Here is a 24,756-nt window from a genome sequence, read left to right as displayed (position 1 = left end):
CCGACCCACCCCGACATCCCAGGAGACTCCTGTGAGCACCACCGGTCCGCTGTCCGACCTGCTGGTCGTCGACCTCTCCCGCGCCCTCGCCGGGCCGCACGCCACGATGATGCTGGGCGACCTCGGCGCCCGCGTGATCAAGGTCGAGGCACCCGGCCACGGTGACGACACCCGTGGTTGGGGCCCGCCGTTCGTGCAGCCGACCGACGACGGGTTCGCCACCTGCGGGCCGGACGGCGAGGGGGCGGAGTCCACCTACTTCCTCTCCGCCAACCGGAACAAGGAGTCGATCACCCTCGACCTCAAGGATCCGGCGGACCTCACCGTGCTCAAGCGGCTGATCATCCGCGCCGACGTCCTGGTCGAGAACTTCCGCCCCGGCGTGCTCACGCGCCTCGGGCTGGGGCCGGAGCGGCTGGCCGAGCTCAACCCGGCGCTGGTGACGCTCTCGATCAGCGGCTTCGGCCACGACGGGCCCGAGGGTGGCCGCTCGGGCTACGACCAGATCGCCCAGGGCGAGGCGGGGCTCATGTCGCTCACCGGCTCGGGCCCCGACGACCCGCAGAAGGTGGGGACGCCGATCGGCGACCTGCTCGCCGGCATGTACGGCGCCTACGGCCTGCTCGCCGCCCTGCACGAGCGCGAGCGCACGGGGCGCGGCCAGGTGGTGCGGACGTCGCTGCTGGCCGCGGTCGTCGGAGTGCACGGCTTCCAGGGCACCCGTTGGACCATCGCGGGCACGGTGGGCCGCGCGGCCGGCAACCACCACGCGTCCATCTCCCCGTACGGCCTGTTCCGCTGCGCCGACGGGGCCGTCCAGATCGCGGTGGGCTCGGAGAAGCTCTGGCACATGTTCTGCGCGGGCTTCGGGCTCGACCCCGACCTGCCCGGCTTCGCCACCAACCCCGAACGGGTCTCGCGGCGCGACGAGACGATCGCCCTGGTCGAGGAGGTCTTCGTCGGCTGGAAGGCCGAGGAGCTGCTGGCCCGGCTCGACGAGGTGGGCATCCCCGCGGGCAAGGTGCGCGACCTGGAGGACGTCTACGCCTGGGAGCAGACCGCGAGCCAGGGGTTGCTCCTCGACGTCGAGCACGCGACCCTCGGGAAAGTCACGCTGCCCGGCCCGCCGCTGCGCTTCTTCGACCCCGTGGGGGCCGAGACGACGCGTCGGGCCCACGCCGCGCCGCCCGTGCTGGGCAGCGACGGCGCCGCCGTCCGTGCCTGGCTGGACGCGCCCCTGCTCTCCTCGCGACGCGCATCGGAGCTCTCCGCATGACGACCACCGCACCGCCTGAGAACGAGGCCGCGGCGGGCGCCCGGCCCGCCAAGCGGCGCCGGCTCGGCGCCCGGGACCTGCTCGAGGCCAACCTGGACGCCGGCTCCTGGGTGAGCTGGGACAGGCCGCTGACCGCCGCCGACTACCCCGGCGCGGACGACGCCTACCTGGCCGAGCTCGCCGCGGCGGCCGAGAAGGCCGGCACCGACGAGTCGGTGATCACCGGCCGCGGCCGCATCCGCGGCCACGACGTGGCGCTGGTGGTCGGCGAGTTCCGGTTCCTCGGTGGCTCGATCGGCCGCGCCGCGGGCGAGCGGATCGTCTCCGCGGTGCGCCGCGCCACGGCCGAGCGGCTGCCGCTCATCGCCGCGACGGCGTCCGGCGGCACGCGGATGCAGGAGGGCACGCCGGCCTTCGTCCGGATGGTCGACATCTCCCGCGCGGTCGTCGACCACAAGGCGGCCGCCCTCCCCTACCTCGTCTACCTGCGCCACCCCACGACCGGCGGCGTCTTCGCCTCGTGGGGCTCGCTGGGCCACGTGTCGGTCGCCGAGCCGGGCGCGCTGATCGGGTTCCTCGGGCCCGTGGTCTACGAGGCGCTGCAGGGCAAGCCGTTCCCCCAGGGCGTCCAGGTCGCCGAGAACCTGGTGCGCCGGGGCATCGTCGACGCCGTCGTGGAGAACGACGACCTGGCCGAGGTGGCCGCCCGCAGCCTGGCCCTGCTCAAGGACCGGCTCGGTGGCCTCGACGACGTCCCGGCCTCCCGGGCCGTGGCCGCCCGCGACGCGGAGGGGACGCCCGGCGTCGCCGCCGACGCGTGGTCGGCCATCGAGCTGACCCGCCGCCCCGACCGGCCTGGCGTGCGCGACCTGCTGCGGCACACGGCCGCCGACGTCGTCCCCCTGAACGGGACGCAGGCGGGCGAGTCCGAGGAGGCGCTGCTGACCGTGCTCGCCTCGCTGGGCGGCACCACCTGCGTGGTGCTGGGGCAGGACCGCCGTGCCCAGATGGCCGACCGGCCGCTCGGCCCGGCCGCGCTGCGCTCGGCCCGGCGCGGCATGCAGATCGCCCAGCAGCTGCACAAGCCGCTGGTCTGCGTCATCGACACCCCCGGCGCCGACCTCTCGGCCGACGCCGAGGAGGGCGCGCTGGCCAGCGAGATCGCCCGTTGCCTGGCCGACATGGTGCAGCTGACCGTGCCGACCGTGAGCGTGCTGCTCGGCGAGGGGTGCGGGGGTGGGGCGCTGGCACTGCTGCCGGCCCGCCGGGTGGTCGCGGCCGGCAACGCCTGGCTCTCCCCGCTGCCGCCCGAGGGCGCGTCCACCATCCTGTTCCGCACCCCCGACCGGGCGCCCGAGATGGCGCGCCGCCAGCAGGTGCGGGCCGTCGACCTCGCCGAGGCGGGCGTCGTGCACGCGGTGGTGCCCGAGGAGGTGCCCGCCCACGAGGACCCGGTGGGCTTCTGCCGGGCCATCACCGACGAGGTGCGCGCCCAGATCGCGGCCCAGGTCCTGGGCGGTCGTTAATCCCACATCGCAAGACAGGAGTCTTGCATCGTGGGATTCCAGGCGTAGGTTCGCGTCATGAGCACCCCCGGCGCGCGCTACACCCACGGCTACGGCGAGAGCGTCCAGCGCTCCTACCTGGCCCGCACCGCGGAGAACTCCGCCGCCTACCTGCTGCCGCACCTGCGGCCCGGCCAGGACCTCCTGGACGTCGGCAGCGGACCCGGCACCATCACCGCCGGCCTGGCCGCCCGCACCGCGCCGGGCCGGCTGGTGACGGTCGAGGTCGCCGAGGAGGCGCGGGAGCAGACCCGGGCCGGGCTGACCCGCGCCGGCTCCGACCTCGCCCACCGCGCCGAGCTGCTGATCGGGGACGTGCACGCCCTCGACCTGCCCGACGACTCCTTCGACGTCGTGCACGCCCACCAGGTGCTCCAGCACGTGACCGACCCGGTCGCGGCGCTGCGCGAGATGATCCGCGTGACCCGGCCGGGCGGCGTGGTCGCCGTCCGCGACGCCGACTACGCCTCGTTCACCTGGTACCCCGAGAGCCCCGGCCTGGAGAAGTGGGCCGGCTACTACCAGGCCGCGGCGCGGGCCAACGGCGGCGAGCCGGACGCCGGGCGGCGGCTGCTCGCCTGGGCCCGCGCAGCCGGCGCCACGGACATCACCGCGACGTCGTCCACCTGGTGCTACGCCGACCCCGACGCGCGCGAGCTGTGGGGCGGGTCGTGGGCCGACCGCATCCTGCAGTCAGCGATCGCCACCCAGCTGGTCGACGAGAAGCTGGCCGACCCCGAGGACCTGGTCGAGGTCTCGCAGGCCTGGCAGGCGTGGGCCGCCGAGGAGGACGGCTGGTTCAACCTCGTGCACGGCGAGGTGCTGATCCGGGTCTGAGGCGGCCTTTACGCGCGTGAGGACGCCTGCGGCTACCGTCTACGCGCTGCGCACCGCTCTCGAAAGGTCGTCATGTCCGAGCTCGTCCTCACTCTCTCCTGCCAGGACCGCCACGGCATCGTGGCCTCGGTGGCGGGCTTCCTGGCCTCCCACGGGTTCTCGATCCGCGACAGCCAGCAGTTCGGTGACGAGGAGACCGGCCTGTTCTTCCTGCGGATGCGGGCGGCCGCGCTGGAGCCGACCGACCTCGACGTCATCCGCGCCGCCTTCGCCACCGAGGTGGCCGACGACCTGGGCGCCGAGTGGGCCTTCCACGACCCCACCCGCAAGCACCGGATGCTGGTGATGGTGAGCCAGCAGGGGCACGTGCTCAACGACCTGCTGCACCGCACCCGCACCGGGTCGATGCCGGCCGACATCGTCGCGGTCGTCTCCAACCACACCGACTTCCGCGAGCTCGTCGAGTGGCACGGCATCGAGTTCCACCACGTGCCCGTCACCAAGGACACCAAGGCGGACGCGGAGGACGAGCTGCGCCGGCTGGTCGAGGTGCACCAGGCCGACTCGGTGGTGCTCGCGCGCTACATGCAGATCCTCTCCGACGGCCTGTGCCTTGACCTGTCGGGCCGCGCCATCAACATCCACCACTCCCTGCTGCCCGCGTTCAAGGGCGCCCGTCCGTACTTCCAGGCGCACGCGCGCGGGGTGAAGGTCATCGGCGCGACCGCGCACTACGTGACGGCCGACCTCGACGAGGGCCCGATCATCGAGCAGGACTTCACCCGCGTCGACCACACCAAGTCGCCCCAGGACCTCACGGCCATGGGCCGCGACCTCGAGGCGCTCGCCCTCTCCCGCGCGGTCACCGCGCACGCCGAGCACCGGGTGCTCCTCAACGGCACCAAGACGGTCGTCTTCAGCTGAGGCCGCCGCACGGGCGGTGACCCTGCAACCGAATGGCGCGCTCATGCGGCTGCCGGCGCACCGCCCGTCACGGCGCTCACGTCCGCTGGCACTCCTTGCATGCAAGGTTGTACGTTCCTGAGGTGCCACCGATCGACGACCCCGCTGCCCCCGCCGCCGAGCGCGCCTACCGCGCGGTGAAGGAGGACATCCTCACCGGCGCCGTGCGCGGCGGCTCCCTGCTGAGCGAGGTCGAGGTCGGCGCCCCGCTGGGCATCTCGCGCACCCCCGTCCACGAGGCGTTCCTCCGGCTCCAGGCCGAGGGCCTGCTCGAGCTGGTGCCGCGCCGCGGCGCCGTGGTGGTGCCGGTCGCCCCCGGCGAGGCCCGCGACGTGCTCGAGGTGCGCCGTGCGCTGGAGAGCGCGGCGGTGCGTCGGCTCGTCTCCCCCGGCCAGGACGCGGCCCGCGACCGTCTCGCCACGGCGGTCGTCGCCCTGCTCGCCGAGCAGGAGCGGCTGGCCGCGGCCGGCGACGTGGCCGGCTTCGCCCGGGCCGACACCGAGTTCCACGCCACGATCGTCGAGGCGTCGGGCAACGCCGTCGCGACCGGGTTCTACGCGAGCCTGGGCGACCGGCAGCGCCGCATGGCGATCGGCTCCATCGGAGCCCACACCGAGCACCTCGTCGTCCTGGCCGAGGAGCACCGGAGCATGGCCGCGGAGGTGGCCGCCTGCGACCCGGACGCCTTCGAGGCGAGCCTGCGCGGCCACCTGAGCCGCACCCACGCGGTGCTGCTGGGCGGTGCCTGGTGAGCACGCAGGTCGAGGCCGCCGTCCTGACCCCCCACCGCGCCGGCCACCGGCCCGCGCGCCGCGAGGGCCGCCCGCGCCTGGCGCGTGCCGGCCGCGGCGATGTTCGTCATCGGCTGGGGTGGCAACCAGTTCACGCCGCTGCTCAGCGTCTACCGCGTCGAGATGGGGTTCTCCCAGGTCGACGTGAACGTCTTCCTCGGCGCCTACGTGCTGGGGCTCGTGCCCGGGCTGCTGGTGGCCTCGGCGCTCTCCGACCACGTGGGCCGGCGACCGGTCATGCTCGCCGGCCTGGTCGCCTCCGTGCTCGGCAGCATCGCGCTGGCCGTCGGCGACGTCGCCGGGTACGCCGCCATCTTCGCGGGCCGCGCCCTCGTCGGGGTGGCCGTCGGCGTCGCCATGTCGGTGGGCACCGCCTGGGTCAGCGAGCTCTCGCGCCCCTCCTGGGACGCCACCGCCCGCCCCGGTGCCGGCGCCCGCCGCTCCTCGATCCTGCTCACGCTCGGCTTCGCCGCGGGCCCGGCGGCCGCGGCCCTGCTCGCCCAGTGGAGCCACCCGGCGCTGCTGTGGCCGTTCGTGGTGCACGTGGCGCTCACGGTGCCGGTGCTCGCGCTGGTCGCCCGCTCGGCCCCCGAGACCCGCCGTGAGCGCGGCGACCTGCGCTTCCTCGACCGGCTGCGGGTGCCCGCCGCGGGGCACCGACGGTTCCTGCACGTGGTGCTGCCGATGGCGCCCTGGATCTTCGGCTCCGCGGGCGTCGCCTACGCGATCGTGCCCCAGGCGGTCGAGGGCTCGCTTGGCTCGGCCGAGCTGCTGTTCACCGCAGCCCTGACCGTGGCCACCCTGGTCACCGGCGTGCTGGTGCAGCCGATCGCACGCCGCCTGGACGACACCCTCTCGGCGAGGGCGATCGTCGTCTCCATGGTGCTGATGTCGCTCGGCATGGCGCTGGCCGCGCTCACCGCCCTCGTCGGCAGCCCGGTGCTCGCCGTGCCGGTGGCCCTGGTGCTGGGCGCCGCCTACGGCATCGCCGTGGTCTCGGGCCTGCTGGAGGTGCAGCGCATCGCCCGCCCCGACGACCTGGCCGGCCTCACCGGCGTCTACTACGCGCTGGCCTACGTCGGGTTCCTGCTGCCTGCGCTGCTCGCCGCGCTCAGCGCGTGGTTCTCGGTGCCCGCGATGCTGGGCGTCGTCGCGCTGGTCTGCCTGGCCTGCACGCTGGTCAGCGCCAGCGGCTGGTCGCGCCACCTCGACCTCGCCGCCCACGAGGGCTGAGCCGCCGCCGGGACGTCATACGCCCCGGAGACCCGTGTCTCCGGTGCGTATGACGTCCCGAGGCTGGGCTCAGGCGCGTGGCGCCGCGGTGGAGGAGCGCACGACCAGCTCGACGTCGACGACGACCGGCTCCGGCGGGGCGGTGGGGCTCTCGATCGCCGCGAGCGAGGAGCGGACGACGGCGCGGCCCATGTCCTGCGGACGCTGGTTGACCGTCGTCAGGTCGTTGGCGCTCACGCGGGCGAGCGGGGAGTCGTCGTAGCCGGTGACCGAGACGTCCTCGGGCACCCGCACCCCCCGCCGCGACAGCGCCCAGACGAGGGCGGCCGCGGCGTGGTCGTTGCTGCCCACCACGGCGGTCGGCAGGCTGGACCGCGCGAGCAGCTGGCGCGCGACGGAGGAACCCACCTCCTCGGGGTAGGTCGGCAGGCCGAGGTGGGTGAGGTCGCCCAGGACGTCCTCGACCAGGCCGTGCTTCTTCACCGCGCGTCGGTAGCCGGCGAGGCGGATCGCCGCCGGAGCGGGGCCGGCCGCGTCCAGGTAGGCGATCTCGGTGTGCCCGAGGCCCACGAGGTGCTCGACGGTCAGCGCGATGCCGGTGTCGCCGGCGGAGCGGACGACGGAGAACGCCGCGTCCCGGCGCCCGTACCCGACGCCGACGACCGGCACGGGCACCTGCCCGGCGAGCTCGGCGAGGTCGGCGCGAGGCAGGTCGGAGCCGATGACGGCCACGGCCACGCAGCGGTGGGCGATGAGCTCGCGGAAGGCGTCACGGGGGCTGCGGTGCTCGGTCACGGCGCTGAGCACCACACCCAGCCCGCGCTCGCGCGCCTCGGCGTAGACGCCCTCGATGATGTCGGCCTCGGTGGAGTGCGCGGGGTTGAACACGACGCCGACCTGACGCCCCTTCGAGGCGCGCAGCTCGCGGGCCGCGAGGTTCGGCACGAAGCCCAGCTCGAGCGCGGCCTGCCGCACCCGCTCGCGGTTCTCCTTGCTCGCGCCCGGCGCACCGCGCATGGCGGCGGAGACGAGCTGGCGCGAGACGCCCAGGTGGGCGGCGATCTCGGCCATCGTCGGCGGCTTGCCACCCGCCGTGCGGGCAGGCGGGGACGGCTCGTCGGCCGCGGCCTCGGGACCGGTCACGGGTTCACCCTGCACAGCCTCACCCTAGGGGGCGGTGGCCGCGCTCGTCCTCGCGCCCCGGGGGCGAGGCCGCCACCGGGACCGCGCTCAGAGCTTCATGTGCTCGCCGGCGTCGGCGAGCACGTCGCGCAGGCGGGAGACGATCTCCTCGAGCAGCGCCTCGTCGCTGATCAGCGGCGGGGCGATCTGGAGCACCGCGTCGCCGCGGTCGTCGCAGCGCGCGATGAGACCCGCCTCGCGCAGCCGGCGCGGGAGGAACGCCCGGAGCAGCTCGTCGCGCTCCTCCTTCTCGAACCGGGTGGCCTCGTCGTCCTTGACCAGCTCCATCGCCCAGAAGAAGCCCGCGCCGCGCACGTCCCCGACGATCGGGAGGTCCAGCAGCGTGGCGACCTTCTCGCCGAGCGGCCCGGCCAGCGTGCGGACGTTCTCCAGCACCCCGTCGCGCTCGAAGATCTCGATGTTCCTGCGGGCGATCGCCGCCGAGACCGGGTGCCCGCCGAAGGTGATGCCGTGGCGGTAGACCTTGCCCTGGTCGACCAGCGGCTCGAGCACGTGCGAGCGGACCAGGACCGCACCCATGGGGGCGTAGGCCGAGGTGATGCCCTTGGCCACCGAGATCAGGTCGGGGGCGACGCCCTCCCGGGCGACGGCGAACCACTCGCCGATGCGGCCGAAGCCGGTGATGACCTCGTCGGCCATGAGCAGGGTGCCGTACTTGTCGGCCAGCGCCCGCAGCCCCTGCCAGTAGCCCGGCGGCGGCACGAAGCAGCCGCCCGCGTTCTGCACCGGCTCGGCGATGATCAGCGCCACCTCGTCGGCGCCGGCGGCGAGGATCGCGTCCTCGACCTCGGCCAGCAGCCGGGCGCAGAAGGCGGCCGGGTCGTCGCCGTCGGGCGCCCGGAAGGCGTTGGTCGACGACACGTGGCTGACCTCGATGGGCGCGGTGCCGAAGCCCGACTTGAAGCCCGGGACGCCGGTGAAGGAGAGCGCCCCGAGCGTCACGCCGTGGTAGGCGGTGCGGCGGGCGATCGCCTTGACCCGCTGCGGCTGGCCGAGCGCGTCGAAGTGCTCGCGCACCATCTTCCAGGCCGACTCCACCGACTCCGAGCCGCCGCCGGTGAACATGACCTTGTAGTCGTCGGCCGGGGCCCGGTCGCTGATCATCTCGGCCAGCTCGATGGACGCCGGGTGCGCGGTGTTCCAGTTGGTGTTGAACGCCAGCGTGGTGAGCTGCCGGGTGGCGGCCTCCGCGAACTCCTCGCCGTAGGAGTACCCCAGCTGGGAGCAGAACAGGCTGGAGAGCGCGTCGATGTACTGCGTGCCCCGCGTGTCGTAGACGTAGGGCCCCTCGCCGCGCTCGAGCACGAGCAGGTCGCTGCCCTGCTGCTTGGCGAAGTGCTGCACCAGGTGGTCGCGCGCGCCCACCTGGAGCGCGTCGTGGGTCGTGAGCGGCGTGGACGACGGCGTGGACGGCGGCGTGGACATGGGTGGGGCGACCTCCGTGGTGCGTGCTCCCGCCGACTGCGGGACTCCGACATCTTGCTCCCCGGCGCCGACGTGGCGCCACGTGCGGGCCGTCACGAGTCGAGCACGTCCTCGTCACGACGCCGACCGATGAGCCGCCAGGCCACGACCGCGGCCACCGACAGCAGCAGGGCGGCGGCCAGCGAGACCGCCTGCATGGCGTCGACGAACGCGTGCTGCGCGAGCAGCACCGCCTCGTCCGAGCCGTGCGCGAGGGCCCCGGCGAGCGAGTCGCGGACCTCCTCGGGCTGGCCGTCGAGGCCGGAGCGGTACAGCAGCGTCAGGCCGGAGCCGAGGACGCCGATGCCGAGGGCCACGCCCAGCTCGTAGGCGGTCTCGCTGACGGCGGAGGCGGCACCGGCCCGGTCGGCGGGCACCGCGCTGAGCACGGCGTCGGTGCTGAGGGTGAAGGCGAACCCCTCCCCCAGCCCGGCCAGCACGAGCGCAGCCGCGAGCACGACGTACCCGGCGGCGCTCTCGCCGACGGCCAGCAGCGCCATCCCGGCGGCGGAGACGGCCAGCCCGGCGCCGATCACCCGGCCCTGGCCGAACCGTGCGGCTGCCCGGCCGGCGAAGGGGATGACGGCCACGGCGGCCGCGGTCAGCGGCAGCTCCCACAGACCGGCCTGCAGCGGGCCGAGGCCGCGCACGAGCTGGAGGTACTGGGAGAAGAAGTAGAGCAGCCCGCTGAAGGCCAGCACCGCCACGAGCGTGGAGCCCACGGCGCCCCGGACCGTCGGGTCACGGAACAGTGCGAGGTCCAGCAGCGGGGCGCGGCCGGCGCGGCTCAGCGCCCGCTGCCGGCGGACGAAGGTGGCGCCCGCCAGGACGCCGACCACCAGGGCGGCGACGGCCAGCGGGGTCACACCGTGCACGGCCGCCTCCTTCACGGCCAGGACGACGGGCACCACGGCCAGCAGGGAGAGACCGGCGCTGACCAGGTCGAGCCGGCCCGGGTGCGGGTCGCGCGACTCGGGGACCAGCGCCACGGTGCCGACGAGCAGCAGCACGACGACCGGCACGTTGACCAGGAAGACCGAGCCCCACCAGAAGTGCTCGAGCAGCAGGCCGCCCACCGCGGGGCCGGCGGCGGCGCCCGCGTAGGCGCCGGCGGCCCAGATCGCCACGGCGCGGGTGCGCCGCGCGGCGTCCGGGAAGAGCGCGCGGATCAGCGCCAGCGTGGAGGGCATGAGGGTGGCCGCGGCGACGCCCTGGAGCGCGCGGGCGGCGATGAGGGTCTCCGGGGTGGGGGCGAGGCCGGCGGCCAGGGAGGTCAGCCCGAAGGCCGTCGTCCCGACGAGGAGGACGCGGCGGCGGCCGAACCGGTCGGCGACCCCTCCCATCGTGACCAGGAAGCCCGCGATGGCGAAGGAGTACACGTCGCCGATCCAGAGCAGCTGCGTGGAGGTGGGCGCGAGGTCGGCAGAGAGCGCGGGCACGGCGAGCGCCACCACGGTGCCGTCGACCGAGAGCAGGACGACCGCGAGCACCAGCACCACGAGCGCGGCCCAGGGTCGTCGCGCGATGCCGGCGGGCACGGGCGAGGACGTGGGGCGGGCGACCGGAGTCGTGGGCAGGGTGCTGGTCATGGCGATAACGTACCGTCCAGACGGTCGGTAACCAACTCCCGACGACGGCCACGCGTCCCGCTCCACCTAGGCTGGGCCGCGTGAGCGAGGGCAGACGGACCCGGGACCCGGTGCAGACGCGGGCACGCATCCTCGACGCGGCCGGGCGGGCGCTGCTGACCCACGGCGCCGGGGCGAGCCTCGAGACGATCGCCCGGGTGGCCGAGGTCTCCAAGGGCGGCCTGCTGCACCACTTCCCCAGCAAGGACGCGCTGCTGGTCGCGCTGGGCGCGCACCTGGAGGCGCAGTTCGAGGAGCACGTCGAGGCGCAGCTCGACCCGGAGGACGACGCCCCGGGGCGGCTGCTGCGGGCCTACGTCCGGGCCTCGCTGGACCAGCTGGACGCGACGCAGGTGCGCGAGGAGATCACGCTGCTGGCGCTGATCAGCGCGGTGCCCGAGGCCACGCAGGACGCGCGGGACGCCTGGCACCGCTGGCGCGAGCGGCTGGCCGCGGACGGCCTGGACGCCGGGCGCACGCACGTGATCGTGCGGGCCGCGGACGGGGTCTCGGCCGCGTCGCTGTTCGACGGGGACGTCGACGCCGGCGAGGTCGACGCGCTGCGCGAGGAGCTGCTGGCGCTCACCCGCGACGCCGGACCGTTGCCGGGCCGCCCGCCGCGCCCCTGGTAGGGCGGGCGACCGGCCCGGGCAGTCGGTCCGGCCACGGTCAGCCAGCCGTGGCTCAGTCGGCCACGTAGAACATCCGCTTGTTGACGAACTCGTCCATGCCCAGCGGGCCCAGCTCGCGGCCGAAGCCGGAGCGCTTGACGCCTCCGAACGGGATCTCCGCGCCCTCGCCGGCGGTGGAGTTCACGTTGGCCATGCCGACCTCCAGCTGCTCGGCGAGGGCGCGGGCGCGTGCCTCGTCCTTGCTGATCACGGAGCCGCCGAGCCCGTAGGTGGTGTCGTTGGCCAGGGCGAGGGCCTCCTCGTCGCTGGCCACCTCGTAGACGACGGCGACGGGGCCGAAGAGCTCCTCGCGGAACGCGCGCATCTCGGGGGTGACGCCCGTGAGCACCGCCGGGGAGTAGTAGGCGGCGGGGGCCTCGCCCAGCACGCCGCCGGCGTGCAGCGTGGCGCCCTTGGCGACGGCGTCCTGCACCTGGGCGTCCAGAGCCTCGGCGGCACGTCGCGACGACAGCGGGGAGAACTCCTCCACGGCCTTCGCCTTCGCGACGATCTTCTCCACGAAGTCGGCGTAGACCTCCGAGCGCACGATCATCCGCTTGTTGGAGTTGCAGGCCTGGCCGGTGTTGTAGGTGCGGAAGTCCCAGGCGTCGCTGACCACGGAGTCCAGGTCGTCGGCGTCGAGGACGACCATCGGGTCCGAGCCGCCCAGCTCGAGGACGCACTTCTTCAGGTTCTTGCCGGCCAGGGCGGCGACGACCGCGCCGGCCCGCTCGGAGCCGGTGAGCGAGACGCCCTGCACGCGGGGGTCGGCGATGATGGTCTCGACCTGGTCGTAGCTGGCGAAGACGTTGACGTAGGCGCCCTCGGGGAGGCCGGCGTCCTTCATGATCTGCTCCACCGCGAGCGCCGAGCGCGGCACCGACTCGGCGTGCTTGAGCACGATGGTGTTGCCCAGCATCAGGTTCGGCGCCGCGAACCGGGCGATCTGGTAGAAGGGGAAGTTCCACGGCATGATCCCGAGCAGGACGCCGATCGGCAGCCGCTGGATGACCGCGCTGCCGCCGGAGAAGGTCTTGATCGGCTGGTCGGCCGCGAGGGTCGGGCCCTCGGTGGCGAAGTAGTCGAAGATCGCCTGGCAGAACTCGGCCTCCTCGACGCCCTCCGACAGCGGCTTGCCCATCTCCTGCGTGGCGATGGCGGCCAGCTCGTCCTTGCGCTCCTCGAACAGCGCGGCGATGCGCTTCACGACGACGGCGCGCTCGGCCATCGGGACGGCCTTCCACGACGTGTAGGCGGTCTGGGCGGCGGCGAGCGCGCCCTCGACCTCGGCGTCCGTGGCGTGGGGGAAGGTCTCGGCGACCTCACCGGTGCTCGGGTCGAGGACCTGGTAGGCGGGACTGGTCATGCGTTCTCCTCCGGGGACGGGCGGCGCCGCGGCCGCGTCTGCTGGCCCCACCTAACCGCACCCGCCGTGCGTCCGGGCGACGTGGACGCCGCCTGTCCCGCCGCGGACGTGACGTCGGCCCCGTCGGGCAGGATGGGGCTCCGTCGACCCCGTGTCACGTCTCGAGCAGCTCAGCCCCCGCACCCGCGGGGTCGTCATCGGCGTCGGCGTGGCCGACGCCGTCCTGCGCCTGGTCGCCCTGCGCGACCTCAGGGCGAGGGACGCGGCGCAGGTCCGCGGCTCGCGGCGACTGTGGGCGCTGGCGCTGAGCACGGTCAGCTCCGCCGGCGTCCTGCCGGTCTGCTACCTGCTGCGCGGGCGGCGCTGAGCGACCTGAGGCGGTCGGCCGACCGGAGCCGGCGGGACCGCTCCCCCGGGCTCAGGCGGCCTGCGGCGAGCCGGTCACCGCGGCCACCCGGCGGGCCAGGGCGCGCACGTCGAACGGCTTGGCCACGAACTCGGTGACGCCGGCGTCCTGGGCGGCGGCGAGGTCCTCGGCCATGACGCTGGCCGAGATCACCACCACCCCGTCCAGCGGCTCCAGCCCGAGCGCACGGGCGTGGAGGACGAGGTCGAGCCCGGTCTCCCGGGTGCCGAGCCGCACGTCGGTGACGAGCAGGTCGGTCTCGCGACGGGCGAGGACGTCCAGGGCCGCGTCCACGGTCGCGACGACCTCGAGGCGCACCCCGGAGCCCCGGAGGGCGAAGCCGAGGAGCACGGCGATGTCGCCGTCGTCCTCCACCAGCAGCACGTTCTTCATGCCTCCTTCATCGGCGTGGACGGCGGGCAGCTGACCCATGTCATGACAAAGTCTCGACACTGGTCTGGGCCGGGGTCGTCCCCCGGGCTGGTGGCGGGACGTGCCGTCCGGAGGCAGGATCGAGCCATGTCCGACTTCAACGCGCGGGTCCTGGCCGAGTTCCACGAGCGGCACGGCGTGGTCACCGAGGCGGCGCCGTTCGGCGACTCCCTCGTGGTGCTGCACACGGTGGGGGCGAGGTCCGGCGCGCCGCGGGTCAGCCCCGTCATGGGGATCGAGGACGGGGACGGCTGGCTGGTGGCGGCGTCCAAGGCCGGGGCGCCCGACAACCCGGCCTGGTACCACAACCTCCTGGCCCACCCCGACCTCGTGATCGAGACCGGCGACGGCACCACGATCACCCGCACCGACGTGCACGCCACCGACCTCGAGGGCGCCGAGCGCGACGCCGCCTGGGAGCGGTTCAAGCAGGCCAGCCCCGGCTTCGCCGAGTACGAGGCCCGCACCGCCCGCACCATCCCCGTCCTGCGGCTCAGCCCGCGCTGAGCGTCGGGCCGGGCAGCCCCGCGGGACCGGACGGACCCCGGGAGGCACGTGCCTCCCGGGGTCCGTTCGCGCCTGCTCTCAGACGAGGCCGACCGCCGCGGCGAGGACGCCGGCCGCCGCTCCGCCGAGCAGGGGGCCCACGATCGGCACCCAGGCGTAGCCCAGTCACTGCCGCCCTTGTTCCGGATCGGCAGCAGCGCGTGGGCGATCCGCGGCGCGAGGTCGCGGGCGGGGTTGATCGCGTACCCGGTCGGCCCGCCGAGCGAGGCGCCGATGCCCACCACGAGCAGCGCCACCCCCAGCGGACCGAGGCCCGAGGGCGTCGAGCCGAAGGACAGCACCACGAAGACCAGCACGAAGGTGCCCAGCAGCTCGGTGACCAGGTTCGTGGACGCGCGCCGGATCTCGGGGCCGGTCGCGAACACCGCCAGCATGGCCCCGGGCTCGTTGGCGGCGTCGTTGAAGTGGTCCCGGTAGACGAGCCACGCGAGCACCGCCCCCAGGAAGGCGCCGGAGAGCTGCCCGAGCAGGTAGGACAGCACGCTCAGCGGACCACCGAGGTCGGCACCGGAGGTCAGGAGCCCCACCGTCACCGCCGGGTTGAGGTGGGCGCCGGACCGGAAGGCGACGAACACCCCGGCGAAGACCGCCATCCCCCAGCCCAGGTTGATCAGCATGAAGCCGCCGCTGTTGCCCTTCGTCCCGGCCAGGACGACGTTGGCGACGACGCCGCAGCCGAGGAGCAGGAGCAGCGTGGACCCCATGAGCTCACTGAGGAAGAGGCCGCCCGGTGCCACGGCTCAGTGCCCCGCGACGTAGGGGACGGGGGCCGGCAGACCGGCCTCCTCGCGGACCCGCACGGCGAACCGCTCGATCGAGGCCAGCGCGCTGACCACGTCCGCACCGGCCACCTCGAAGGGCATGGCGTGGATGGTCTCGCCCGGCACGGTGGCGGCGTCCGCCACGACGCGCAGGGAGTCGAGGTCGTCGCTGCGCAGCCCCACCTCCGTGAGCGTGTTCGGCAGCCCGACCCTGGTGGTGAACTCGATGAAGTCGCGGACGTCGCTGGTCGGCGCGGCCTCGAGCACGAGCTGGGTCAGCGAGCCGATGTTGACCTTCTGGCCGTGGGCCAGGCCGTGGGTGGCGCCGACCGCGGTCAGCCCGTTGTGGATGGCGTGGGCGGCGGCGAGGCCACCGGACTCGAACCCCAGCCCCGAGAGGAGGGTGTTCGCCTCGATCACCTTCTCCACGGCCGGCGTCACCTGGTGGTCCTGCACCGCCGCGATCGCGGGCAGCGCGTTCTCCCACAACACCTCCCAGCTGAGCTCGGCAAGCGCCGTGCCGGCCAGCGTCGGGAGCCCGCCCGCCATGGTCTGGGAGTGGGAGCGGGCCGTGGCCCTCGCCTCGAGCCAGGTCGCCAGCGCGTCGCCGATGCCGGCCACCAGGAGGTGGGCGGGCGCGTTGGCCACGACCTGGGAGTCCACCAGCACGAGGTCGGGGTTGCGCGGGAAGAACCGGTACTCCTCGAACTCGCCGCTCTCGGTGTAGATCACCGCGAGCGCACTGCAGGGCGCGTCCGTGGACGCCACCGTGGGCACGTTCGCCCACCGGATGTCGGCCAGGTGGCCCGCGGCCTTGACCGCGTCGATGACGCTGCCGCCACCCACGGCGACCACCACGTCCGCGCCGGCCTCCCGGATCACGGCCACGAGCCTGTCCACCTCGACAGCGCTGGGCACTCCCCCGAACGCCTCGCGCCGCATCGGCAGGTCCGCCTGCTTCACGGACGGCTCGACGTCGTGCCCCACGAGGCCCCAGACGAGGTCGTCGGCGACGAACAGCGGCGTGCTGCCCAGCCGGGCCAGGTACTCCCCGATCCGGTGGATGGCCCCCTTGCCCTGGATGTAGCGGCCGGGGCTGATGACGGTACGGACACTGCTTGACATGCGTTGCTCCTCTGGTCGCGACGTGCTGCCCAGCGACGCGGACCGACCGGGGCGGAGCCCGCGGGATCACCGGCCGCTGGAGTGACGTCAGTCACACTTTCCGCAGGCGAACGTAGGGGTCCGGTGGGGGCTCGCGACCCGGCCCGGTGTCTCAATGTGAGACCGGCCCCCGTCTCACGTTGAGACGGGGGCCGGGGACGCCTGGACCGGGCCGCGCCGGGTCGGGTCGGGTCAGGCGGGGCCGCACAGAGTGAGCAGGTTCGGCCAGGCTGATCTCCGCGGGAGACGTCCACGCAGCCGAGGCGCGCGCTCCGAGAGATCGACCCGGGGACGGCGGACCGACGACTCCCCCTCATCGCGCAGCACCCCTCCTGCGCATCCAGACCGCGCGGAGATCCTCGCGCTTCAGCGGCGGCCCGCACCTACGCTGACTGATCGGACCTGGAGTCGTTGCAGGTCGCCGTGCCCGAGGACGTGTGACCCCGGGGGCGGTGCTCGCCGCCCGCGGGACCACCCGTCAGTGGTCGAGCGCCAGGTGCAGCGCGAGCAGCGCCTTGCCGTAGTCGTTGCCGTTGGGCGTGCGGGTGATCGAGTGGACGTGCTGGCGCGACACCTCGTTGTCGGCACCCCAGCCCTGGCCGACCGGACCGGGGGTCTCGCAGTCGAACTCGATGTAGATGACCGGACTCTGGATGCGGAAGTAGAAGACCGAGTCGTCGTCGGTCCCGCCGATCCAGCAGAAGTACGTCTCGTCGACGTGGTCCTTGACCTGCTCCATCTTGATCTCGGCGTGGCCGTCGTCGACGTTGCCGACGAACAGGTTCGTCAGCGTCCACAGCTTCTCGCGCTGGTCGTCGTCGAGCGCGGTGGCGACCAGGCCCTCGTAGGCCACCTCGGAGTTGTCGGCGAACGCGACCGCCTTGATGTCGTCCCCGGTCTTGTCCGAGGAGATGATCGCGACCTTCTGCTGGTCGGAGTCCAGGGCGTTGACCATCGCGATGGCGGCGGTGAACTCGGCGTCGAAGAGGGAGAGGCCCTCGTACTCGGAGTCGGTGCCGAAGTTGGCCTGCATCGGCTCGGACCCCATGAAGGTCGGGGTCATGACGACCTGGTCGCCGAGCACGAAGTAGTTGACCACCAGGTGGTGGCCGTCGATCTGCCAGCCCCAGGGGTCGGTGGAGGACGGGGTGCCCATGATGGTGAACCAGTACAGGCCCTCGTTGAACTGGTCGGTGTTGCCGATCAGCTCGCCCGCGTACTGGTTGAGCTTGATGATCGTGTCGGAGCTGCTGAAGCCGTCCGCGCTCATCCCCGCCTCGAGGATGGCCATGGCGAGCGTCTTCTGCTCGTCGGTCATGTCCCCCAGGCTCAGCCCCTGGCGCTGGTAGCCGTCGACGTTGCTCCACATGCGGAACTCGTCCTCGGTGTAGTCGGCCGGGTCGATGTCGAAGGTGACCTCGTCCTGCTGGTCGCTGGACAGGCTCGCCAGCCAGGCGGCCGCCGCGGCCACGACGGCGTCCGTGCTGACGCCGGTGGACTCGATCGAGTACAGGTCCTCGATCACGGTGCCGTCGGTCGTCAGGCCGACGAACTCGTCGGTGATCGTGTCGTTCATCCCGCCGGGGGCGCCGCCGTCACCGCCGGGGCCGCCGCCGTCGGTCGGGGCTCCGCTCGGGGCACCGGAGGCGGAGTCGGACGACGTCGTGCTGCTGTCGTCGGAGCACGCCGCCAGCATCCCGGCGAAGGCCACCGCCCCCGTCGTCGCGAAGAGCCGGTTCATGAAGGCCCGGCGCCGGAGGTGGATCCTCGAGCCCTGGGCGTAGAGGCGGTGGCCGAACGCATCGCGCTCGTCGGACCCCTGCTCGACCTCCTCGCGCAGGGCGCGGACGGTCTCGTGGGGGGTGGAGTGGGCGGGGTGGTCGTGCGTCATGCCTCGACCGTCGGCAGGGGACCCGGGAGCGTCCTGTGAGAGCGCCAAGGGCGCACCTGTGAAACCGACCGATGAAGAGTTCCACCCTGCCGACAGACTCGCGCCCTCCGCCCCAGCGGGCCTGCTCGTCGCCAGCCGCCCCATCGCCAGCCACCCGTCGCCAGACCGCCCGGACCGGCACCCACGGAGCAACCAACGACCTAGCGAGACCCGGCGAACCTGTCGGTTCCCGGGCTTCGTCCCTCCTCAGAGATCTACGGCGCCCCAGGCAGGAGTCGAACTGACGACCTCTCGCTCAGGAGGCGGTGCTCTGTCCAGCCAGGCGGGCGCGGAGACGGTGCGTGGGGGTCGGCCGCTACCGCGAGTGGCGGGGTGCGGGACCACGGCGGACGACGCGCCCGGCATTGGCGGCGTCGCGGGGCTGCACTTCCCAGGGACGCGCGACACCACGTCTTCTGAGAGGTTGGACGCCTGCGGGTACAGGCCCCCGGCGCCAGGCACTCACACGAGAGGCATGCCGTCCACCAGGTCCTGCAGCTGCATGACCTGCCGCGGGATGAACTCGGCGATGGTCAGCCCGACGACGTCATGCCGTGCGGCGATGTCGGCGACGACCCGCTGGACCTGGGTGGTGGTGAGCCCGTGGGGCTCGATGCCCAGGCCGAGCACGGCTTCCTCGCTGTCGACCACGTCGACGTCGAGGTGGATGGCGACCTTGCTGCACCCGGTCCCGGCGAGCCACGCCAGCAACGGGTCCGAAGAGGCGCGCAGGTCGCCGGGCGCGAAGGTGCTGATGCCCCACTCAGCGGCGTTGCCGATGTCGTCATCTGTCCACGAGTGCAGGCCGGCCAGCGCCACTCGGCAGCCTGGCAGGACGGCTGGGAGCTGACCGACGAGGTCCGGGTCGCCGTGACCGGTCAGCGCGGCCACCGCCATCGCGTGGTAGCCGGGGTACTCGCTGGAGGGCGTCCCGACATCGGGGTGGGAGTCGATCCACACGACGGCGAGGTCGTCCGCGTACCGGTCCGCCAGCACCGAGAACGGGGCGACGCTGACCGAGCACTCCCCACCGAGCGTCAGGACCCTGCTCGCGTCGGGGTGCTGGGCGAGCGTCCTCAGCGCCGAGCCCAGACCCGTCACGACGGCGTCCTTCGCCTCGACCCCGTCCACGAGCTCCAGGCCTGCGTCGCTCATGTCGACGGGGACGTGCGCGGTCGGTCCGGCGTGCTCGGGGAGCACGGCCTCGAGGACGGCGGCCCCGACTGCGTAGCCACGCCTGGCTCGGGCCACGGGCTGCTCGGGGAAGAACGCGGTGACCGAGGCCAGGCCGCCGCCCTGCCACTGGGGCCAGACCAGGCGCAGCGTCGTCTCGTCCCGGGAGAGCGAGGAGGGAGGCTGGGTGCTCACGCAGGGCTCCCCTCGGCCAGGCCGGCACTGTCGGAAGGACGAGAGGTCCGTCCCAGGCGCCCGGTGGCGATCTCGGCCGAGCTCACCTGTGCCCGCTCGGAGGCCAGGTCGACCGAGCGCATGAGCAGCGCGTAGCAAGTGCCTGAGACCACCAGGCCGACGGCGAACGCGATGTCGGCGCCGCCCAGGCTCGCCGCCACCGGCCCCGTGTAGAGGGTGGTGGAGACGAACGGGACCATGCACAGCACGCCGAGCCCGTAGCTGGCCATGCCCCTCACTCCCCAGCGGCCGTAGATGCCGCCGTCGGTGCGCAGGATGTCGGAGACCGAGTAGACGCCTCGCCGCACCAGGTAGTAGTCGGTCAGGTTCACTGCGGTCCACGGGATCAGCAGGTAGCCCAGGAGCAGCAGGAAGGTGGAGAAGGACAGCAGCACGTCACCGGGCAGTGCGAGGGCCGCGGCGATGACCAGCACGGTCGCGATGCTGATCGTCCAGGCGCGAAGGGCGGGGGTCGAGGCGAAGGCCTTGAAGGCCTCGGCCCCGCTGAGGAGCGAGACGGTGCCGGAGTAGACGGACACGGCGGCGGTCACGAGGCAGACGATCGCGGCGACCACCATGGTCACCGTGCCGAGGCCGAACCCCCACGCATCGCCCATGGTCCCGATCGCGACGACGACGTCGAGGTCGGGGTAGCTCAAGGAGACGGCCGCGCCGAGGACCTCGATCCACAGGGCCGAGCAGACCGTCCCGACGAAGACGGCCGCCGAGACCGCCGCGCTCCGCGTCGACGAGGGCAGGTAGCGCGTGTAGTCCGAGACGATCGGCGCGATCGCGATCTGGTAGCCGGCCGAGGCGCCGAACTGGGCCAGGAAGCCCACAGCGCTCCACGAGCCGTCCGCCGCCAGGTCGCCCAGCGGCAGCACCGTGACCGCGGCGACGGTGAGGGCCACCAGGTTCGCCAGCATCACGTAGGCGATGACGCCCTCAGCCGCCAGGATCAGCCGGTAGCCCACGATGGCCAGCACCCCGGCGAGGACGCCGAGCCCCAGCTGCCAGGCCTCGAACGTGCCAGGCAGCACGCTGGCGGCGGCGCCGCCACCGGTCTGGAGGTAGAAGACGGCGAACCCGATCGGGACGACGGCGGCGACCGCGATCGGCAGGATCGCGCCGCGCGAGCCGAACTGCACCCGGCTCTGGATCATCTGCGGGAGCCCCATGTGCGGGCCCTGAGCGCCATGGAACGCCTGGAAGAGCGTGCCGAACAGCGTGCCGACGACGATGGCGAGCACGGTCGCGGGCAGGCCCATGCCGAACAGGGGACCGACCGCGCCGGTGTAGGCCGTGATCAACGTGGCGTTGACCATGAACCAGAACTTCGCCTGGCCGCGGACGGACCCGCCACGCTCGGACTCGGGGACGTGGTCGAAGGAACGGGCCTCGACGGCGCCGTGCTGATGGCTGCTGGACATGGGGACCTCTCCGGGCTGGGTTCGTGCGGTCGCCGCACTCAACCCCAGGTCGTGGCGACCGAGGAAGGGCATCGAGCGCCAGGAGGATGGTTGGAACGAGACGTTCACGGCTGGTGCCGGAAACGTCGACGCGACCGCCGAGAACGTCGAGGGCGGGACGTCAGCGGGACGGACCCGCTTCCGCGCGCGCCGCCTGCGGGGAGCACCCGTACTCACGGCGGAAGGCCCTGCCGAAGGTGCTGGCGTCCGCGAAGCCCCACCGCGCCGCGACCGCCGCGACGGGCACGGCCGCGAACCCGGGGTCGGTGAGGTCTCGGTGGGCCCGTCGCAGCCGCTCGCGCCGGATGTAGGCGGCCGGAGAGTCCTCGGGCGCAAAGACCGCCGTCAGCTGACGCAGCGACATCGCGTTGTCCGCCGCGACCTGCTCGAGTCGGAGCCCAGGGTCCATGAGGCGCGTCACGAGGTAGTCCTTGACCGAGCTCAGCTGGTGCTCGCGCGACAGCGAGCGCGCGCCGGCGTCGTCTCCCACGGCGGCGCGTGCAGCGCTGCGCAGCAGCTCGGTGGCGGCGCCCGCCACTGACCCCGTCTCCAGGTCCCGCTCACCACCCGGGGTGGAGATCATCTCCTCCGCGAGCAGCCGGAACACGCGCAGCGGAGCCAGGTCCAGGCTGAGCGGGCGCAACCGCACCGCCGCCGAGGTCGCGCGCGCCGGCAGCACCTCGTGCCGCGGCACCATCGCCACGACCTGGTGCCCGCTCGTCTCGATCGTGTAGGGCACGCTCGGATCACAGAACGTCGCCTCCCCCGCGCCCAGCACCAGCTGGGTGCCGGCCTGCTCGAGCCGCGACCGGCCCGCGAGCTGGATGAGGAACAGCAGGTCCTCGGACGGGTTGCTGCGTACCAGCGAGGCGGTCCGGCGCAGGCTCGTGGGAGCGCTCGTGGCGACCTCCGAGAGCCGGACTCCACGGCTCAGCGCCGCCAAGCGCGCGACAGCGGTGAACCGGTCGACCGCGGACTCCATGGCCAGCGCGTAGAAACTGCGGCTGACGAAGTCCTCCCACTCCTCAGCGGCGGCGAAGCGCTCGGATTCCATGGCTGACATTGTGGGTCCGGCGGGTGCTCGGTGTCTCCCCGGACGCCGCGGTTCCCAGCGGCCTGATCGCGGTCGCCGGGAACCCGTCCGGGGTGGGTCTCAGACTCCCGCGAACGACTGCCGGCGGGCGAGCTCGCCGTACCACCGGGCGCTCGGCTTGACCGTCCGCTCGAAGGTCCGGGGGTCGACGCTGATGAGCCCGAAGCGAGGCGCGTAGCCCAGGGCCCACTCGAAGTTGTCGATGGCCGACCAGTGGATGTAGCCACGCACGTCGGCGCCGTCGGCGATGGCCCCGTCCAGCGAGCGCAGCGCCCGGTCGATGAACTCGACCCGCTCAGCGTCGTCGTTGGTCGGGAGCCCGTTCTCGGTGATGAGGATCGGCACGTCTCCCACGACGGACCGGGTGAACCGCACCGCGTTGCCGAGGGCCTCGGGGTAGTACTCCCAGATGCCGGTCATCCGGTCGTCCGGCCCGGGAAGGACCTCGCCGTCGGCGTCGAAGCGCGAGCGCGTGTAGTTCTGGACCCCGATGAAGTCGTCCCCGGCGCTGGCACGCAGGTAGGGGGCCTCGTTCGCCTCGAACCACTCCTTGGCGTGCACCTCGCCCTCGGGTCCGTACTGCATGTCGTGGACCACCACGGTCCAGCCGGCCTTGGCCTGCGTGCCCGACCGCACCACGTCGCGGGCGGCGCGGTGGGCGGTGACGAGCGCGTCCACCTCCTCCGGCGTGGCCAGGGGCATGGGGCCGCCGTGCCAGGCGTTCAGGGCTGCGGGGTCGCCGCGGTGCAGCGCGCTCATGAGGGGCTGGAGGCTCGGCTCGTTGATCGTGGCCACCCACTCCGCGCCCTCGTTGAGCACCGGCAGCACGGTCTCGGCGAAGCCGGCGAACCGCTCCGCCGCCCCGTCCGACTGCCAGCCACCGGCACGCCGGAACCAGGCCGGCATGGTGACGTGCTGGAGCGTGACGACCGGGCTCAGCCCGCGCTCGACGCAGCCGGCGACCATGCGACGGTAGTGGTCCAGCGCCGCTGCCGAGATCGCTCCCGGCTCGGGCTCGATGCGCGACCACTCGAGGCTGAACCGGTAGGCGTTCAGCCCCAGGCCGGCCAGGATGTCGAGGTCCTCGGGCCAACGGGAGAAGTGGTCGGCGGCGTCGCCGCTGGGCTCGGTGATGACAGGCGAGCCGGAGTGCTCCAGGCCCCACCAGTCACTGGCGACGTTGTTGCCCTCGACCTGGTGGGCAGCCGTGGCGGCGCCCCAGAGGAAGCCGGGCGGGGTGGAGAGCTGGGGCAGGGGTCGGAAAGACACGGTTCTGGTTCCTTGATCAGGTTGGAAGGGCATCAGCGCGTCAGCGGCGCGCCGTCGAGCAGGCGTTGCAGGAACAGCACCTGGCGGGGGATGAACTCGGCGACGGTCAAACCGACGACGTCGGCCGCGTCGTCGAGGGCGGCCAGCAGCGCGCGCACCTCGTCGATGCGCATGCCGCCGGGCTCCATGCCGAGACCGAGGACCACCTCGTCGCTGTCGACGACGTCGACGTCGAGGTGCACGGCGACCCGGGAGCAGCCGGTGCTCCGCAGCCAGGCCACGAGCTCCCCGGCGCCGTCGCGCAGGTCCTGCGGGGAGAACGAGGTGATGCCCCATGCGGAGACGTTCCCGATGTCGCCCTCGTCCCACGAGTGCAGCCCGGCCAGGGCGACGCGGGAGGGGTCGAGGCGACCGGGCAGGGCGGCCAGGAGGTCCGGGTCTCCGTGCCCGGTGAGCAGGGAGACGGCCATCGCGTGATGGCCGGCGTTCTCGCTGCCGGGCAGGCCGACGTCGGGGTGGGCGTCGATCCAGACGAGCGCGAGGTCGTCGCCGTAGCGGGCGGCCAGGGAGGCGAACGGCGCCACGCTGACGGAGCACTCGCCACCGAGCGTGAGGATGCGCGCGGGGTCGTGCTCGCCGATCGTGGCCAGCCCGGCGCTGAGCTGCCGCAGGACGACGTCCTTGGACTCCACGCCGTCGACGACGGTGACCTCGTCGGGCACCGTGGGCTCCACCGGGACGCGGGCGGTGGTGCCCGGGTGGGAGGGGAGGACGGCCTGGAGGACGGCGGTCCCGACGGCGTAGCCGGTACGGGCTGCCTCGATCGGCACCTCGGGCAGCAGCTCGGCCACGACCGGGAGGGACGCGCCCTGCCACTGGGGCCACAGCAGGCGCAGGGTCTGCTCCGGGTCACTCATCGGTCGAACCGCTGGATCTGCTGGCCGGGGAAGAATCGGACGGAGTCCCAGTCGATGAACGTGCCGGTGTCGGCGTCCACGGCCTGCCCCTCGGGTCCGGCGAAGGCGGCCCGCCCGGCCTCGAGCGACTCGAAGGTGTAGACCGACAGCGCGTCGAACTCGGCGTCGCTCTCCGGGTCGGTCCAGGCGTCGGCGCCGTGCGCGGCGGCGTGCTGCTGGTAGGAGACGAGACCGGGCAGCGAGGAGCTGAGCGCGAAGTGGGTGGTGCGGTAGTGCTCGAGGAACTCCTCGCGGCTGAGACCGGCCTTGCGCTGGGTGAGGATGGCGATGGTGTACACGACGCT

At 73.4% G+C, this 24,756-nt stretch carries 22 protein-coding genes and 1 pseudogene; 9 read left to right on the top strand and 14 right to left on the bottom strand.

Features of this window, described 5'->3' with window-relative positions; all coding sequences use genetic code 11:
* The first annotated feature begins 31 nt into the window (after positions 1 to 31).
* The 6 genes from M8330_RS14055 to M8330_RS14030 all read left to right on the top strand — a co-directional run bounded on the left by M8330_RS14055 (position 32) and on the right by M8330_RS14030 (position 6,665).
* Positions 32 to 1,276 carry a CaiB/BaiF CoA transferase family protein gene (locus M8330_RS14055; protein WP_250827843.1) on the top strand — a complete coding sequence of 415 codons (1,245 nt, stop codon included), beginning with the start codon at positions 32 to 34 and terminating at the stop codon, positions 1,274 to 1,276.
* A complete protein-coding gene (locus tag M8330_RS14050; protein ID WP_250827842.1) occupies positions 1,273 to 2,802 on the top strand; it encodes a carboxyl transferase domain-containing protein in 1,530 nt (509 codons plus the stop codon). The genes M8330_RS14055 and M8330_RS14050 overlap by 4 nt, the downstream gene beginning before the upstream one ends.
* A gap of 57 nt (positions 2,803 to 2,859) precedes the next feature.
* Positions 2,860 to 3,678, top strand: coding sequence for a methyltransferase domain-containing protein (locus M8330_RS14045; protein WP_250827841.1), 819 nt, complete (start codon positions 2,860 to 2,862; stop codon positions 3,676 to 3,678).
* 72 nt (positions 3,679 to 3,750) lie between these two features.
* Positions 3,751 to 4,602, top strand: a complete 852-nt coding sequence (purU, locus tag M8330_RS14040) for a formyltetrahydrofolate deformylase (protein WP_250827840.1) — start codon at positions 3,751 to 3,753, stop codon at positions 4,600 to 4,602.
* A 122-nt stretch (positions 4,603 to 4,724) separates the two neighbouring features.
* Positions 4,725 to 5,393 (top strand): GntR family transcriptional regulator, encoded by a 669-nt coding sequence (locus M8330_RS14035; protein WP_250827839.1) that lies wholly within the window; start codon positions 4,725 to 4,727, stop codon positions 5,391 to 5,393.
* Between the two features lie 84 nt (positions 5,394 to 5,477).
* The gene (locus M8330_RS14030) at positions 5,478 to 6,665 is read left to right on the top strand and encodes an MFS transporter (RefSeq protein ID WP_250827838.1); all 1,188 of its coding nucleotides are present in this window, start codon (positions 5,478 to 5,480) and stop codon (positions 6,663 to 6,665) included.
* A 69-nt stretch (positions 6,666 to 6,734) separates the two neighbouring features.
* On the opposite strand, the gene M8330_RS14025 is transcribed toward M8330_RS14030, so the two are convergent.
* The 3 genes from M8330_RS14025 to M8330_RS14015 all read right to left on the bottom strand — a co-directional run bounded on the left by M8330_RS14025 (position 6,735) and on the right by M8330_RS14015 (position 10,921).
* Positions 6,735 to 7,808: a LacI family DNA-binding transcriptional regulator gene (locus M8330_RS14025; protein WP_250827837.1), complete on the bottom strand. Its 1,074-nt coding sequence runs from the start codon at positions 7,806 to 7,808 to the stop codon at positions 6,735 to 6,737.
* Positions 7,809 to 7,895: 87 nt separating this feature from the next.
* On the bottom strand, positions 7,896 to 9,293 hold the full coding sequence (locus M8330_RS14020; protein WP_250827836.1) for an aminotransferase class III-fold pyridoxal phosphate-dependent enzyme: 1,398 nt from the start codon (positions 9,291 to 9,293) through the stop codon (positions 7,896 to 7,898).
* Between the two features lie 92 nt (positions 9,294 to 9,385).
* A complete protein-coding gene (locus M8330_RS14015) occupies positions 9,386 to 10,921 on the bottom strand; it encodes an MFS transporter (RefSeq protein ID WP_250827835.1) in 1,536 nt (511 codons plus the stop codon).
* 80 nt (positions 10,922 to 11,001) lie between these two features.
* On the opposite strand from M8330_RS14015, the gene M8330_RS14010 reads away from it, so the two are divergent.
* A complete protein-coding gene (locus tag M8330_RS14010) occupies positions 11,002 to 11,592 on the top strand; it encodes a TetR/AcrR family transcriptional regulator (RefSeq protein ID WP_250827834.1) in 591 nt (196 codons plus the stop codon).
* Positions 11,593 to 11,644: 52 nt separating this feature from the next.
* Here M8330_RS14010 and M8330_RS14005 read toward each other — a convergent pair whose 3' ends face one another.
* Entirely contained in the window at positions 11,645 to 12,997 is a 1,353-nt protein-coding gene (locus tag M8330_RS14005; protein ID WP_250056115.1) for an NAD-dependent succinate-semialdehyde dehydrogenase, read from the bottom strand.
* A gap of 151 nt (positions 12,998 to 13,148) precedes the next feature.
* Here M8330_RS14005 and M8330_RS14000 point away from each other — a divergent pair, with 151 nt between their 5' ends.
* Positions 13,149 to 13,364: a hypothetical protein gene (locus tag M8330_RS14000; protein WP_250827833.1), complete on the top strand. Its 216-nt coding sequence runs from the start codon at positions 13,149 to 13,151 to the stop codon at positions 13,362 to 13,364.
* 51 nt (positions 13,365 to 13,415) lie between these two features.
* Here the strand turns inward: M8330_RS14000 and M8330_RS13995 are convergent, their stop codons facing one another.
* A complete protein-coding gene (locus M8330_RS13995) occupies positions 13,416 to 13,835 on the bottom strand; it encodes a response regulator (protein ID WP_250827832.1) in 420 nt (139 codons plus the stop codon).
* 87 nt (positions 13,836 to 13,922) lie between these two features.
* On the opposite strand from M8330_RS13995, the gene M8330_RS13990 reads away from it, so the two are divergent.
* Positions 13,923 to 14,342 (top strand): nitroreductase/quinone reductase family protein, encoded by a 420-nt coding sequence (locus tag M8330_RS13990; protein ID WP_250056120.1) that lies wholly within the window; start codon positions 13,923 to 13,925, stop codon positions 14,340 to 14,342.
* A 78-nt stretch (positions 14,343 to 14,420) separates the two neighbouring features.
* On the opposite strand, the pseudogene M8330_RS13985 reads toward M8330_RS13990, so the two are convergent.
* From M8330_RS13985 to M8330_RS13945, 9 genes and pseudogenes are all read right to left on the bottom strand, one after another.
* Positions 14,421 to 15,106 (bottom strand): annotated as a pseudogene (locus M8330_RS13985) (MIP/aquaporin family protein).
* 36 nt (positions 15,107 to 15,142) lie between these two features.
* Positions 15,143 to 16,288 carry a glycerol dehydrogenase gene (locus M8330_RS13980; RefSeq protein ID WP_250827831.1) on the bottom strand — a complete coding sequence of 382 codons (1,146 nt, stop codon included), beginning with the start codon at positions 16,286 to 16,288 and terminating at the stop codon, positions 15,143 to 15,145.
* Positions 16,289 to 16,805: 517 nt separating this feature from the next.
* Positions 16,806 to 18,218, bottom strand: a complete 1,413-nt coding sequence (locus M8330_RS13975) for a DUF3500 domain-containing protein (protein ID WP_250827830.1) — start codon at positions 18,216 to 18,218, stop codon at positions 16,806 to 16,808.
* Between the two features lie 501 nt (positions 18,219 to 18,719).
* Complete coding sequence (locus M8330_RS13970) at positions 18,720 to 19,625, bottom strand: arginase family protein (protein WP_250827829.1); 906 nt, start codon at positions 19,623 to 19,625, stop codon at positions 18,720 to 18,722.
* Complete coding sequence (locus M8330_RS13965) at positions 19,622 to 21,094, bottom strand: purine-cytosine permease family protein (RefSeq protein ID WP_250827828.1); 1,473 nt, start codon at positions 21,092 to 21,094, stop codon at positions 19,622 to 19,624. The genes M8330_RS13970 and M8330_RS13965 overlap by 4 nt, the downstream gene beginning before the upstream one ends.
* Positions 21,095 to 21,254: 160 nt before the next feature.
* Complete coding sequence (locus tag M8330_RS13960) at positions 21,255 to 22,187, bottom strand: helix-turn-helix domain-containing protein (RefSeq protein WP_250827827.1); 933 nt, start codon at positions 22,185 to 22,187, stop codon at positions 21,255 to 21,257.
* Between the two features lie 99 nt (positions 22,188 to 22,286).
* Entirely contained in the window at positions 22,287 to 23,495 is a 1,209-nt protein-coding gene (locus M8330_RS13955) for a glycoside hydrolase family 1 protein (RefSeq protein ID WP_250827826.1), read from the bottom strand.
* 32 nt (positions 23,496 to 23,527) lie between these two features.
* Positions 23,528 to 24,412, bottom strand: a complete 885-nt coding sequence (locus tag M8330_RS13950) for an arginase family protein (protein ID WP_250827825.1) — start codon at positions 24,410 to 24,412, stop codon at positions 23,528 to 23,530.
* Complete coding sequence (locus M8330_RS13945; protein WP_250827824.1) at positions 24,409 to 24,750, bottom strand: EthD family reductase; 342 nt, start codon at positions 24,748 to 24,750, stop codon at positions 24,409 to 24,411. Before M8330_RS13945 ends, M8330_RS13950 begins: the two co-directional genes overlap by 4 nt.
* Positions 24,751 to 24,756: the final 6 nt, after the last annotated feature.

This window comes from Nocardioides bruguierae (genome assembly GCF_023656415.1).
GTDB lineage: Bacteria > Actinomycetota > Actinomycetes > Propionibacteriales > Nocardioidaceae > Nocardioides > Nocardioides bruguierae.
The sequence above is the reverse complement of the archived record's forward strand: the minus strand, read 5'-3'. Positions and strand labels throughout refer to the sequence as shown.